We start from the raw sequence: 13,934 nt of genomic DNA, 5'->3' as shown, positions 1-13,934 counted from the left end.
CTTGCCCGGAGCGCAACCCCTCCGCGTCTCCGCGCCTCCACGCGAACCCCTAACTCCTTCCTCTACTCAGCCCGACCGCTTGCCCCTAAGGTAGCCAGCCTCAAACCCGGCAGGATTCCCCGCATGTCCCACGATTTCCACCTAAGTTCGCTGCGCGAGTATGACATTCGCGGCATCGTCGGGCGGACGCTGGGCGTCGACGATGCGCGGGCGATCGGGCGGTGTTTCGCCACGCTGCTGCGCCGCGCGGGCGGCACGCGGGTCGTCGTCAGCCGCGACGGGCGGCTGTCCTCGCCCGAGCTGGAAGCTGCACTGGTCGAGGGACTGACACGAAGCGGGGTCGATGTGGTGCGCATCGGCCTCGCCCCCACGCCGATGCTATATTATGCCGAGGCGGTGCTGGAGGTCGATGGCGGCATACAGATAACCGGCAGCCATAATCCCGCCGATTACAATGGCTTCAAGATGGTGATGCAGCGGCGTCCGTTCTTCGGTCCCGACATCCAGCGGATCGGGGCGATGGCGGCGGCGGGCGAATGGGACGACGGGCAAGGAACCGTTTCGGACCATGATTTCACCGACGCCTATGTCGGCCGGCTGATCGCGGGCTATGCCGGGGGCAGCTATCGCATCGGCTGGGATGCGGGGAACGGCGCCGCCGGGCCGGTGATCGAGCGGCTGGTCGCGCTGCTGCCGGGTGAGCATCATCTGCTGTTCACCGAAGTCGACGGACATTTTCCGAACCACCATCCCGATCCTACCGAAGTTAAAAATCTGGTCGATCTGCAACGACTTGTCGCCGAAAAGCAGCTCGATTTCGGACTGGCCTTCGACGGCGATGGCGACCGGATCGGCGCGGTCGACGGGCAGGGGCGGGTGCTGTGGGGCGATCAGCTGCTCGCGATCCTTGCCGAACCGGCGCTGAAGGAAACGCCCGGCGCGACGATCATCGCCGATGTGAAGGCCAGCCAGGCGCTGTTCGACCGCATCGCGGAACTCGGCGGCAAACCGCTCATGTGGAAGACCGGGCACAGCCCGATGAAGACCAAGATGCGCGAGACCGGCGCGCCGCTGGCGGCCGAAATGTCGGGGCATATCTTTTTCGGCGGTGAGGATTACGGGTTCGACGATGCGCCCTACGGGGCGGTGCGGCTGATCCGCGCGATCCATCTGAGCGGGCGGTCGCTCAGCGAATTGCGCGACGCGATGCCCGAGATGGTGAACACGCCGGAACTGCGGTTTCGGGTGAGCGAGGAGCGCAAGTTCGCGGTGGTCGACGAAGTGCTGGCGCGGTTGCAGGCGGCAGGTGCGGCGGTGAACACCACCGATGGTGCGCGGGTGACGACGGCGGATGGCTGGTGGCTGCTGCGCGCATCGAACACGCAGGACGTGCTGACCGCACGCGCCGAGGCGCGCGACGCAGCGGGGTTGCAGCGGTTGCTGGCGGAGGTCGATGCGCAACTCGCGGCGTCGGGGGTGACGCGGGGATAAGACAAATCCGTTTGTCCTGAGTAGCCGCTGAGCTTGTCGAAGCGGCGCATCGAAGGACGGAGGCAAGTGCTTCGATACGGGTCTTCGACAAGCTCAGCCCCTACTCAGCACGAACGGGTCTCTTCTGCGCCGGGGTGGCTTTTCCGGCCGCGACGCGCCATTTGAAGGGCATGGCCCAAGCGCAGATCATCCGTGTCGTCGACCTCGAAACCACGGGGCAGGCCCCGCCGGTGCATGGCGTGTGCGAGGTCGGCTGGCAGGATGTGGCGCTGGGCGAGGACGGCCGCTGGGAATTGTCGGGCGAGGGCGGGCAGCATTTCGTCAATCCCGGCCGGCCGATCCCGCCGGTGACGCAGGCGGTGCACCATATCCTCGACGAACAGGTGGCCGATGCGCCGTGGTGGCAGGACATTGCTCGCCGCGTGCTCGACCCCTATCCCCGGCGCATCGCGCTGGCGGCGCACCGGGCGGATTTCGAACAGAAATTCTGCACCGCGCAGCTGACGCACGGCGCCGACTGGATCTGCACGTGGAAATGCGCGCTGCGACTGTGGCCCGATAGCCCCGGCTTTTCGAACCAGATGCTGCGCTATTGGCGCAAGCCTGCGGGCATGGAGCATGAGCGCGGGCTGCCGGCGCACCGGGCGTTTCCCGATGCCTATGTGACCGCGTTCCACCTGCGCGACATGCTGAACGAGGCATCGATCGCGCAGTTGCTGGAATGGTCGCGCCAGCCCGGACTGCTGCCGCGCGTGCGCTACGGACCCGATCGCGGGCGGGCGTGGACCGAGATCGACGACGATTCGCTCGACGGGTTCCTGACCGACCGCGACGAAGATGTACGCTTCACCGCCGAGACCGAGCTGGCACGCCGGCAGGGCGGTGGCGAGGTGAAGCGCAGCCGCAACGACTGGCTGCTGCTGTGACACGGACGCCGATGCAGGTGGTGCGGGTGCATTGCCCGGTGTCGGCCAATGTGCTGGCACGGTTGCAGGCGGGCGAGGCGGCGGCGCTGGCCGACGATGCGCTGCTGAACGCGGTGGTCGAGGTGATCCGGGGCGGCGATGTGCTGGGCGCGATCGGGCCGTATCGCGGGGTGTTCGAACTGGGTTTCGGGCTGGAGAGCTTCGTGCCGCAGGCAGACGCGGCGCCGACGACCGGGCGCGCGGGTGAGGCGGCGGTGGTGCCGACCGTCGTCGTGAAGAGCTATGCCGCTGAGGGTGCGGACATCGCGGCGGAGCTGGCCGCTATCGTTGCGGCGCATCCGTGGGAAGTGCCGGTGATCGAGGTTGGGGTTGTGGGGTTGGTCACCGCTTGAACCACTCCTGTTCCCCGGCCCTTCCGTTCGGTTCGAGCAGCTTCGAGCCTGTCGAGAAGCGGTAGTCGAGAACGGCCCGTCTGGGGCGCCGCCTTCTCGACTTCGGTTCTCGACAGGCTCGAACCTGCGCTCGAAGCAAACGAGATGGGGGCCGGGGTGCCCCATGCGCGCCTGGTTCTCGACAGACGCTTCTCGACAGGCTCGAAGCTGCTCGAACTGAACGGATTTAGTGATGGCCAGGATATTGGTTTGATGCGCGATTGGCATGATCCGCTTGCCGTCGCAGGCGGGCGGTGCCAGCGTTCACGCTGAACATACCACCCAATCCGGTCCATCCTTCATGCCCAACGATCATAACGACGTCCATCGCCGCGAATTGCCGCCGCTGCCCGCGCTCGCCAGTTTCCTCGCGGCGGTCGAGACCAGCAGCTTTTCGCGCGCGGCCAAGCGTATGGCGTTGACGCAGAGCGCGATCAGCCGGCAGATCGCGTTGCTGGAGGACTGGCTGGGCGTGCCGCTGTTCGAACGGCGCGGGCGGCGGGTGACGCCGACGCCGGCGGCGCTGGCCTATGCCGAGGCGGTGGGACCGGCGGTCGAGCGGTTGCGCAGCGCCACGCGGCGGTTGCTGACCCCGGTCGCCGACCGCGCGCTGACCATCGCGACGCTGCCCAGTTTCGGGATGCGCTGGCTGGCACCGCGTCTGCCGGGGTTGACCGCGCGGTATCCCGAGCTGCTGGTGAACTTCGCCGCGCGGTCCCATCCGTTCGATTTCGCCGAGGAGCGGTTCGACGCGGCGATCCATTTCGGCCTGCCCGACTGGCCGGGCGCGGACCATGCGCTGCTGTTCCATGAGGATGTGGTGGCGGTGTGTTCGCCCGACTGGCTGGCGCGCAACCCGGTGGCGACGCCCGCCGACCTGTTGCCGCACGCGCTGTTGTCGCTGGAGGCGCGGCCCGATGCGTGGGGCCGCTGGTTCGCCGCTGCCGGCATGGCCGATGCGGCGATCGGCGAGGGGCCGGTGTACGAGCATTTCCTGATGCTGGCCCATGCCGCGGCGGCCGGGATGGGCATGGCGCTGATCCCGTCCTTCCTGATCCGGCCGGAGCTGGAATCGGGGGCGCTGGTGACGCCGGTTGACGTGACGCTGAGCGCGTCGGAGGCTTATTATCTGGTGTGGCCGCGCAGCAGCAGCCACAGTCCGTTGTTCGGTCGATTCCGGCAGTGGTTGCTGGAGGAGGCCGGGGCGGAGGCTTGAGGCGCTATCCGAACCACATAGCATCCGTTCGTCCTGAGTAGTCATTGAGCTTGTCGAAATGACGTATCGAAGGACCGCCAAGGGTGCTTCGATACGGGCCTTCGACTTCGCTCAGTCCCTACTCAGCACGAACGGAGTTGGGGGGGGCGTCCCCTTACAGCGGCCGGCCCCCCATCTTCCACGTCAGCTGCACCGCATAGCTGCGGCCGATGCCGTCGAACCACGAAATGTCGTAATAGGGATAGGACGCATAGGTCGGGTCGCGGACCGGGGCCTGGTCGAACAGGTTGGTCACCGTTCCGGTCAGGCGGAGCCGTTCGTTCAGATCGTAGCGTGCCGACAGGTTGAACAGGTAGCTGGCCCGGATGAAGGCGTCCTGATCGTAATTGGGCAGCTTGCCCAGCCGCAGGCCGGTGAGCGTGGTGGAGAAATCGCCGAGGCTCCACGTCAGGCTGGCGGTGCCCTTTTCGCGGGGGATGTCGAAATTGCTGTCGACCGCGAACTTGTTGATGATCGGATCGCCCGGATATTGGCGGACACTGTGGTTGAAGACATAGGTATAGCCGCCCGACAGGGTGAAGTCGCCGATCGCGGCGGTCGGCAGGCGGAGATTGGCGGCGATGTCGATGCCGTCGGTGGTTTCCTCCGCGACGTTGATCGGGTTGACCGCCACCGCCTGTAGCTGCCCGGCCAGCGCGCCGCTGGTATAGCGGATCACGCGGGCGATGGCGTCGCGGCAGGTCGGCGACGACGGATCGGCACCGCCGCCGGTGCGACAGCGCGATTCGTCGCGCAGCACCGAATCGATGCTGATGTCGCGCACCTGATCCTTCATCTTCACCCGGAAATAATCGACCGACAGGTCGATCCGGCTGGACGGTTGCCACACCACGCCGGCGTTGAGTGAGGTCGAGGTTTCGGGCTGCAACTGACGATTGCCGGTCTTGCGCGCGATGATCGTCTGGTCGGAATAGCTGCAATCGCCGATCGTCTCGCCCGGCTCCTCCGTGCGGCACAGATAATAGTCGGTGGCCGAGGGGTGGGTGTTGCCGGGGCCACGGAAGACGTAGTTGAGGTCGGGCGCGCGGAAGCCGGTGCCATAGGCGGCACGGAACAGCAGCCGCCGGGTCGGGCGCAGTTCGCTGCCGATATTATAGGTGAAGCGGCCGAAATTATTGCCGGCGATGTGGAAGGAATCGTAGCGGCCGGCGGTGCTCAGTTGCAGGAACGACAGCACCGGCACGCGGAATTCATAGCCGAGACCCCAGCGGCTGCGCGACCCGCTGCCATCCGAATCGACCAGCCCGACATAATAGTTGGTCAGCGTCAGCGGATCGGGATTCAGATCATAGCCCTGCTTGCCGGCCTCCGCGACAAGCGCGAAGCCGACCGGGCCGGCGGGCAGCCGGAACAGCTCGGTCGTGTTGAGCGATCCGGCCAGCGTTTCGGTCCACGACCGGGGCTTGTAGAGCGCATCGACCGCGATCGAGCGATATTCCTCCGGCGTCAGCGGCTTGTAGAGGCGGCGGACATCGGCGTTGAAGATCGCATAGCCGGTGGCCGGATCGACGCCCTGCTGCTGGCCCAGGAACAGCGCGTTCGATTTCGAGATGACGATTTCGGGGAAGGTGACGCGCGACGTATATTGCGCGTGGTTGAACGATACCTCGTACTTCCACTTGTCGTTCTGGCCGAACTGGCCACGAATGCCGGGCGTGATGTTGAAGGTGATCGACCGGTTGCGGGTCATGCCGTTGTCGAACCCGCCGATTTCCTCCGGCGTGAACTGGCGCGTCCAGTTGTCGAGCTGTAGCCCGCTGTCGGTGGCGTCGGGCGACAGATTGGGGTTGAAGAAGGTCCCTTCCTCATTGCCGTCGGGCGAGACGTAGTACCAGCTCTTCATCCGGCGGAAGAGCTTCAGCTTCGACACGCTGAATTGCAGGTCCGCGAAGAGTTCGGTGCCGCCGCCCAGATCGTAGCCCATCGAGCCGTAGGCGGTGACCGATTTACGCTCCGAGATCATCGTGCCGTACGCGACCGATTCGTTGCTGCCGCAGAACTGGCCGTACCGCCGCCGGTTGGCGTAGTAGATCGTACCCTGGTTCAGCGAGGACAGCGCGCTGCACGTCGCCTGGCCCGGATCGATATAGTTCGCATCCTCGTCGGAACGCAGGAAGGTGCGCTGCGCCAGCGGGGTGGCGGTGGTGGGGTTGTCGGCGGTCGAATCCTGCCGCTTGCGCTGATATTGCCATAGCGGGCGCTGGTTGAGGAATTCGATGCCGGCGACGCCGTGGAAAGCCCCGGTTTCCCAGCCGGTCGTCGCCATCAGCCGGTATGCTTCGCCGCCGCCATGTTCGGTATCGCTGTAGCGCAGGTCGATGCGGGTGCCGTCGGGCTTGGTCTTGAGCTGGAAATTGACGACGCCGGCGATCGCGTCGGAACCGTAGATCGCCGAGGCGCTGCCGCTCAGCACCTCGACGCGGTCGATCAGGCCGACGGGGATGTTGGAGATGTCGGTAAAGTTGCTGTTGCCCTGAAACGGCAGCGGGAAGTCGGCGATGCGACGACCGTTGACCAGCACCAGCGTGTGATTGGGGCCAAGTCCACGCAGGTCGACCTGCTGCGCGCCGGGGCTGAAGCTGGCGCCGGAGGCGCTCTGCTGGCCCTGCGTCTCACCGCCATTCTGGGTCAGGCTGCGCAGCACGTCGGGGACGCTCAGGAAACCGCCCTTCAGAATGTCCTCGGACGTGACGACGGTGACCGGTGCCGGGCCTTCCTTCTGCACGCGCGGGATGCGCGATCCCAGCACGACGATTTCGTCCGACGCATCCGCCGCCGGGGTGGTGGCCGGCAGGTCCTGCGCCATCGCGCTCCCCGCGATCGCCATCATCCCCGTACCCGCCAGCAAATGTGCGACCCAGTTCCCCCGCATTATAATACTCCCCGATCATGCCCCGATACGTAATCATAATGGCATGGACTTCTGACATATTGAAACATAAAAACGTCATGTTGAACTGGCGTAGCGGTAATTTGATGGGGAGTGTGGCCTTGCGACACTATGGATTGGGCATCGCGTTGATATGCGGGGGAATTGTATCGGCCGTTCCGATGGCCCGGGGGCAGCAGGCGGCGGAATCGGTCGCGGGTGCGCGCTTTTTCGTGACCGGCGATCCCTCCAAACCCCGCCGTGCCGTACCGTCGCAGGGGCTGATGCTGATGGGCGGCGGCGACTGGGACCAACAGGCGTTCCAGTGGTTCGCGAGGAAGGCCGGGTATGGCCACATCCTGATCCTGCGCGCGTCGGGCGATGGCGAGGGCGGGCGCGAGATGTTTGCCGAGATGGCGGGCGTCGCATCGGTATCGACCATCCTGTTCACCGACCGCGCCGCATCGACCGACCCGCGCGTGCTGGCGGCGATCGCCAGAGCCGACGGGATATTCCTGGCCGGGGGCGATCAGGCGAGATATGTCCGCTTCTGGCAAGGGACGCCGGTCGCCAAGGCACTCGATGCGCATGTCGCGGCGGGCAAGCCGATCGCGGGGACCAGTGCCGGTCTCGCCGTGCTGGGCGGCACCGCCTATGGCGCGATGGACGGGGGCAGCATCGATTCGTTCAAGGCGCTGTCCGACCCGATGGGCGATGCGGTGACGCTGGTCCGCGATTTCCTGCACATGCCGCGGCTCGCCCATATCGTCACCGACACCCATTTCAACCAGCGCGACCGGCTGGGCCGGCTGATCGCGTTCGTCGCCAAGGCGCGCGCGACCGGCGACCCGACCGCCATCGGGCTGGGCATCGATGAAAAGGGCGCGCTGTGCGTCGATGCCGATGGCCGGGCGACCTATCGCGGGCCGGCGAACACCCATGCGTGGCTGGTCCAGCCAAAGGGGGTGCCGGTACTGACCAAGGGCAAGCCGCTCGACTGGGCCAATATTCGCGTCACCGGCATCGCGCCGGGGGGCACGATCGACCTGAACCGGCTGACGGTGGCGAAACCGGCGTTTGCCGGGTCGGCCAAGGTGGTGGCGGGCAAGCTGATCGACGCGCCGCTGCCGCCCGGCGGCCATTGGTCGCTGGCGATCCATGGCGGGGCGGGGGTGATCCCCAGGGGTTCGCTGACCCCCGAGCAGGACCGAGCCTATCGCGCCGGGCTGAACGCCGCGCTGTCCGCCGGGTCGGCGGTGCTGGCGAAGGGCGGCAGCAGCCTTGATGCGGTGGAAGCGGCGGTGCGGGTGCTGGAGGACGATCCGAACTTCAATGCCGGGCGCGGCGCGGTGTTCGATGCGGAGGGGAAGAACCAGCTCGATGCCGCGATCATGGACGGGGCGACGCTGCGCGGCGGAGCGGTCGCCGGGGTGAGCGCGACGAAGAACCCGGTCGTGTTGGCGCGGGCGGTGATGGAGCATAGCCGCCACGTCCTGCTGACCGGTACGGGTGCCGACCAGTTCGCGCGCGAACAGGGGGTGGAGCAGGTCGATCCCGCTTATTTTCGCACCGACAAGCGCTGGCGCGAGTATCTGGAGTGGAAGCGCGATGAGACCCGAGCCGCGCTCGACCCGACCCATCGTTTCGGCACGGTCGGCGCGGTGGCGCGCGACCAGCGCGGGCATCTGGCCGCCGCGACCTCGACCGGGGGGCTGACCGGCAAGCGTTGGGGCCGGATCGGCGATTCACCCATCCTCGGGGCTGGCACCTATGCGATGGACAAGACCTGCGCGGTGTCGGCGACCGGCACCGGCGAATTCTTCATCCGGCAGGTCGCCGCGCGCCAGATCTGCGACCGGGTGCAATGGAAGGGGCAGGACATCGCCACGGCCGCCGACGACACGATCGGCGAGGTGGGCGAGATCGGCGGCGATGGCGGGTTGATCGCGATGGACGGTAGCGGACACATCGCGTTCGCGATGAACAGCGACGGGATGTATCGTGGTAGCATGGCGGATGACCAACCCCCACGTACCGCCATCTATGCGGGAGAACCGGATGTCGGCCGATAGTTCGAACCCGTCGAAGCGCGAACTGGACGCGCGATTGCTGGCGTTGTTGCGGCAGGATTCGCGCGTCGCGGTGTCGGAACTGGCGCATGTGCTCAACGTCTCGCGCGCGCATGTCTATGCCAGCATCGCGCGGATGGAGCAGGACGGGACGATCGACGGCTATACCGTGCGGCTGGGCGAGGCGCACGACCGCCGCATGGTGCGCGCGCATGTGATGATGACGACGTTGCCCAAATTGCTGACCGAGACGAACGAGGCGCTGGCGGCGATCCCCGAGCTGACCGGGTTGTACGCGATTGCCGGGGAATATGACCTGATCGCGATGGTCGAGGCTCCGAGCCTGGAGCGGCTGAACGACGTGATCGACGCGATCGGGCGGATGGAGGGGATCGGGCGGACGACCTCGGCAGTGGTGCTGGCGACGCGGTTGCGGCGGTAGAGGGAAAAGCCCGCCAGCCGTTCCGTTCGTGCTGAGTAGGGATTGAGCCTGTCGAAAGCCCGTATCGAAGTACCTTGGCCAGTCCTTCGATACGCCATTTCGACAGGCTCAATGGCTACTCAGGACGAACGGGGGTTTGGCGGCCTCTCCACCGTACCCCGCCAATACCCGGTCGATCAGCTCCACCGGATGCAACGGACGGCGGCCGGTCAGCCGCTTCGTCTGGCAGCGGCAGGAAAAGCCGGTGGCGAGCATCGCGTCGTCCCGCGTCACATCTGCCCAGCTCAGGGCGAAGATGTCGCGCGACAGTTTCTGGTTCTGCGCCTCATGCCCGAACAGCCCGGCCATGCCGCAGCAGCCGGTCTTCGTCGGCACGGCGGTGATGCCGAAGCCCGCCAGTGCCTCCGCCCACAACGCCAGCGCCTGCGGCCGGAGCGCCTGTTCGGTGCAATGACCGAGCAGGCGTTGCGGGGGGAGGGTCGCCGTGGTCACCGGCATCCGCCCGTCCCGAACCGCATCGGCCAGCACCGTCTCCAGCCCGGCGACATCGACGCTGTCGCCGGTCATCTCGGCAAATTCCTGGGTGAACATCAGCGCGGTGGCGGCATCCAGCCCGACCAGCCGCACGCCGAGATCGGCAAGCGTGCGCACCTCCGCCATCCGCTTGCGCGCGATCCGGGCGAAGCGGTCGCGCATCCCCAGCAGATGGAGGACCTTGCCGTTGCTGCGCGGGGGCAGGCGCAGCACGGTATGGCCGCACGCCGCCAGCACCCGACCGGCGGCGGCGACCAGCGGGCCGTCGAAGCTGGCGGTGAAGCTGTCCTCGACCAGCACGACGATGTTCGCCCGCGCCCCGGCGGGCAGCGCCGCGACCTTCGCTCGTGAGGCGAGCGGGGGCAGCGTGCGCGGATCGGCGACGGCGAAGTCGGGCAGGTCGACATAGCCGAGCCGGTGTTCCAGCGCGGCGCGCGCCCGGTCGCTCCCGGCGATGCGATGGGCGATCCCCGGCATCGTGCGCGCGGCGGCCAGCATCGATTCCATCCGGGCGACGACGCGGTGGCGGATCGGGCGGGTGCGTCTGCCCCAATAGCGTTCGGCGAAGCGCGACTTCATGGTCGGCACGTCGACCTTGACCGGGCACAGGGTCGTGCACGCCTTGCACGACAGGCAGGTGGCGAGCGAGGCATGGGTGTCGGCGGCCATCGCGTTGCGTTCGGCGGCCTCGGCGGGAGTCGGGTCGGCGATCGAATCGAGCCGCGCCCATGCGCGCAGCAGCGAGGCGCGGCCCTTGGGCGATTGCGCGCGGTCGCGCGTCGCCTTGTAGGACGGACACATCACGTCGAGCGCATCCCACGCGAAGCACGCACCGTTGCCGTTGCACGCGACCGCGCGGTCGAACTCCGTGGAGCGTGCCGCGTCGATCTTTCGGTCGGATTCTCCCCGCAACGGTACGCCGTCGATCCGGTCGATCGGTTGGCCGGCTGGCGCGGCGAGCTTGCCGGGGTTGAGGCGGTTGTGCGGGTCGAACGCCGCCTTCAGCGCCTGTAGTTCAGGGTAGAGGCTGCCGAAGAACAAAGGCGAGAACTCGCCGCGATAGCCGCGACCATGTTCGCCCCACAGCAGGCCGCCATAGGATTTGGTCAGGCGTGCGACCGCGTCGGAGATCGGGCGGATCAGCGCGGCCTGTTCGGGATCGCGCAGGTCGAGGAACGGGCGGACATGCAGGCAACCGACATCGGCATGGCCGAACATGCCGTAGTTCAGGCCATGGCCGTCGAGCAATGCGCGGAACTCGGCGACGAAATCGGCGAGCTTTTCCGGCGGGACGGCGGTGTCCTCGACAAAGGGGATGCCCTGTCGCGCGCCGCCCAGCCGGGCGAGCAGCCCGACCGATTTTTCGCGCAGGGACCAGAGCTGGCCGATGGCGGCGTCGTCGCGGACGATCCGCATGTCGCCCTGCGGATCGATCGCGGCGAGCGCGGCGAGGCCGGCGTCGATGGTCGCATCGTCGTCGGCGGTGAATTCGACGAAGTTCATCGCGGCGACGGGGGCATCGCTCGCGCCGCCGAGCAGCCCTTCGACGCTCGTCCAGATGATGTCGCTGCGCGCGACGCCCAGCACCTTGTCGTCGAGGATCTCGATCGCGACCGGATCGGCGGCGATCAGGCGCTGCACGTCGCGCATCGCGGTGTCGAATGCGGCATAGCGGATGACCGCCAGCGCGCGCTTCTTCGGCTTGTGCGCGACGCGGAGGGTGATCGAGCGGGTGATCGCCAGCGTGCCCTCCGACCCGGCGAGCAGGTAGCCCAAAAAGAAGCGGTCGGCGGCGGCGTCCCACGTCTTCTGCAGATTATAGCCGGTGAGGCCCCGGTTCATTGCCGGGAAGATCGCGGCGATGTCGTCGGCGCGGTCCGTCACGATGCGCAGCGCTTCGCGGTGGATGTCGGCGACGATGCCGCTGCCCGCCGCGATGGCCTCCGCCTGTGCCCGCGTCATCGGCTCGGCGCGCCACGGGGTGCCGTCGGACAGGGTCACGTCGAGCGCGACGATATAGTCCGATGTCTTGCCCCAGCGGCGCGATCCCTTGCCCGACGCATCGGTCGCGACCATGCCGCCGATCGTCGCGCGGCTGGCGGTCGACACCATCGGCGGAAAGAAGCGGTCGTGGGGTTGGAGGAAGGCGTTGAGCTGGTCCAGCACGACGCCCGGTTCGACCGTGACGGTGTTCGTATCCGGATCGAACGCGCCTAGCCCACGCATATGGCGAGCGAAATCGACGATGATGCCGTCGTTCAGCGACTGGCCGTTGGTGCCGGTATTGCCGCCCCGCGCGGTCAGCGACAGGCCGGTGTCGCGCAGTTCGCGCACCAGCAGCGTCACGTCGTCGCCGGTGCGCGGATAGACGATCGCGGTCGGGCGCACTTGATAGATCGAATTGTCGGTCGATGCGACCTGCCGCGCACCGATGCCGTCCTCGGCATCGCCGGCGAACCCCGCCTGGTCCAGACGGCGCAGCAGGTTCGCGACCGTCGCCATCAGGCCACCGCCACCCCGCGCAATACTTCGCCGACTTCGATCAGCGACCGCGCCTCCGTTTCGGCATAGAGCGCCAGTTCGTCCTGCACCGCGTCGCCCATCGCGGCCTCGAACGCGGCCTGCGCCGCCGATGCGGCATAGCTGCGTTGTTCGGTGCCACCCAGATTCGACTGGAAGATACCCGCCGCGCTGACCGGCAGGAAATCCTCGTACACGATCGGCAGCGCGCGGACATAGCCCGCCGCCAGCCAGCCGTCGATGTCGCCCGCCGGACGCACCCCGCCGGCGACCAGCCGCCGCCCGGCGTCGGTCAGGTCGTAGCGGAAATAGGCCAGCCCCTGCTCGCGCAACCCGTCGACCGTGTCGGGGAAGGCGGCGAAGACGGTGGCCAGCCGGTCGGCATAGCTCGCCCCCTGCGACCCCTGTTCGCCGCGCGCTGTCGCGAGCAGCCGGTCGTACAGCGCGCGCCCCTTGGGCGTCAGCGCGGCGCCACGCTGCTCGATCTCACCGAAGCGGGCGGTGTGCTGGCCGGGCTGGTCGCCGGGGAACGTCACGTCCTCCTCGATCGCCTTGAAACTGGTCTGGCGCAGCAGGATGGGCACGGCACGGGGCGGCGGTCCTTCGATCACCGCCTTCGCATCGATGCCGCGTGCCTGCATCGCGGCCTGCGCGGCATCGATGTCGAGCGTGCGCGGGGTCAGATGATTGATGTGCGGCCCGCGGAACGACACGACGTCGGCGATCAGCCGGTGGGCATCGTGCAGCCGGTCATAGGTCGCGGCGTCGACCCGCGCATCGCCGTGCCAGCGAAAGGTTTCGAGCAGCGCCATGACGAAGCGCTCGGCATCGCCGCGGTCCAGCCCGCCCTGCGCCTCGTCCCGCTCGATCAGGCGGATCGCTTCGTCGGTGAAGATGCGGCGTGTCGACAAAATCGCTTCCGCCTCGGCACGCAACCCTTCGTCCTCGATCAGGTCGAGCCGCAGCAGCGAAGTGAAGACGCGGAACGGGTTGGCGGCCAGCGCCGCGTCGTCGACGGGGCGGAACGCGGTCGAATGCACCGGCACGCCCGCCACCGACAGGTCGTAATAGCCGACCGGGTACATCCCCATCACCGCAAAGGCGCGGCGCATCATGTTGAGTTCCACCGCCGTGCCCAGCCGGATCGCGCCATGCCGTTCGACGTCGAGCCGGTCGAGTTCGTCCGCCGACGCCATTTCCGCCGCCAGATCGGGGCGGTCAGCAAGCACCTGCGCATTCACGTCGGCGACGATCGACAGCAAGTCGCCATAGAGCGGCACTTCGGCGCGGTACATCGCCGACATCGCTTCGGAAAAGCGGGTGCGGATGGCGTTCGGGGGGGTGAAACGATGGGTCATGGCTACCTCGGACAGATA

The 13,934-nt window shown here is 67.5% G+C and carries 9 protein-coding genes; 6 read left to right on the top strand and 3 right to left on the bottom strand.

What is annotated here, in order from left to right; all coding sequences use genetic code 11:
• The first annotated feature begins 123 nt into the window (after positions 1 to 123).
• The 4 genes from pgmG to ASE83_RS00410 all read left to right on the top strand — a co-directional run bounded on the left by pgmG (position 124) and on the right by ASE83_RS00410 (position 4,064).
• A complete protein-coding gene (pgmG, locus tag ASE83_RS00425) occupies positions 124 to 1,491 on the top strand; it encodes a phosphoglucomutase/phosphomannomutase PgmG (protein WP_055787416.1) in 1,368 nt (455 codons plus the stop codon).
• Positions 1,492 to 1,661: 170 nt separating this feature from the next.
• Positions 1,662 to 2,417, top strand: coding sequence for an exonuclease domain-containing protein (locus ASE83_RS00420; protein WP_055787419.1), 756 nt, complete (start codon positions 1,662 to 1,664; stop codon positions 2,415 to 2,417).
• Positions 2,414 to 2,809 (top strand): hypothetical protein, encoded by a 396-nt coding sequence (locus ASE83_RS00415; RefSeq protein WP_235513185.1) that lies wholly within the window; start codon positions 2,414 to 2,416, stop codon positions 2,807 to 2,809. The genes ASE83_RS00420 and ASE83_RS00415 overlap by 4 nt, the downstream gene beginning before the upstream one ends.
• Positions 2,810 to 3,149: 340 nt before the next feature.
• Positions 3,150 to 4,064, top strand: coding sequence for a LysR substrate-binding domain-containing protein (locus tag ASE83_RS00410; RefSeq protein ID WP_055787815.1), 915 nt, complete (start codon positions 3,150 to 3,152; stop codon positions 4,062 to 4,064).
• A 154-nt stretch (positions 4,065 to 4,218) separates the two neighbouring features.
• Here ASE83_RS00410 and ASE83_RS00405 read toward each other — a convergent pair whose 3' ends face one another.
• Positions 4,219 to 6,996 (bottom strand): TonB-dependent receptor plug domain-containing protein, encoded by a 2,778-nt coding sequence (locus tag ASE83_RS00405; protein ID WP_055787422.1) that lies wholly within the window; start codon positions 6,994 to 6,996, stop codon positions 4,219 to 4,221.
• Positions 6,997 to 7,175: 179 nt separating this feature from the next.
• On the opposite strand from ASE83_RS00405, the gene ASE83_RS17975 reads away from it, so the two are divergent.
• Entirely contained in the window at positions 7,176 to 9,065 is a 1,890-nt protein-coding gene (locus ASE83_RS17975; RefSeq protein WP_082443229.1) for an isoaspartyl peptidase/L-asparaginase, read from the top strand.
• Entirely contained in the window at positions 9,052 to 9,504 is a 453-nt protein-coding gene (locus tag ASE83_RS00395; RefSeq protein ID WP_055787825.1) for an Lrp/AsnC family transcriptional regulator, read from the top strand. The genes ASE83_RS17975 and ASE83_RS00395 overlap by 14 nt, the downstream gene beginning before the upstream one ends.
• Before the next feature lie 108 nt (positions 9,505 to 9,612).
• On the opposite strand, the gene ASE83_RS00390 is transcribed toward ASE83_RS00395, so the two are convergent.
• Both ASE83_RS00390 and hglS read right to left on the bottom strand, forming a co-directional pair.
• Complete coding sequence (locus ASE83_RS00390; protein ID WP_055787425.1) at positions 9,613 to 12,540, bottom strand: FAD-binding and (Fe-S)-binding domain-containing protein; 2,928 nt, start codon at positions 12,538 to 12,540, stop codon at positions 9,613 to 9,615.
• Positions 12,540 to 13,916 carry a 2-oxoadipate dioxygenase/decarboxylase HglS gene (gene hglS, locus ASE83_RS00385; protein WP_055787428.1) on the bottom strand — a complete coding sequence of 459 codons (1,377 nt, stop codon included), beginning with the start codon at positions 13,914 to 13,916 and terminating at the stop codon, positions 12,540 to 12,542. Before hglS ends, ASE83_RS00390 begins: the two co-directional genes overlap by 1 nt.
• Positions 13,917 to 13,934 lie beyond the last annotated feature (18 nt).

Source organism: Sphingomonas sp. Leaf32, from assembly GCF_001421765.1.
Lineage (GTDB): Bacteria > Pseudomonadota > Alphaproteobacteria > Sphingomonadales > Sphingomonadaceae > Sphingomonas.
The sequence above is the reverse complement of the archived record's forward strand: the minus strand, read 5'-3'. Positions and strand labels throughout refer to the sequence as shown.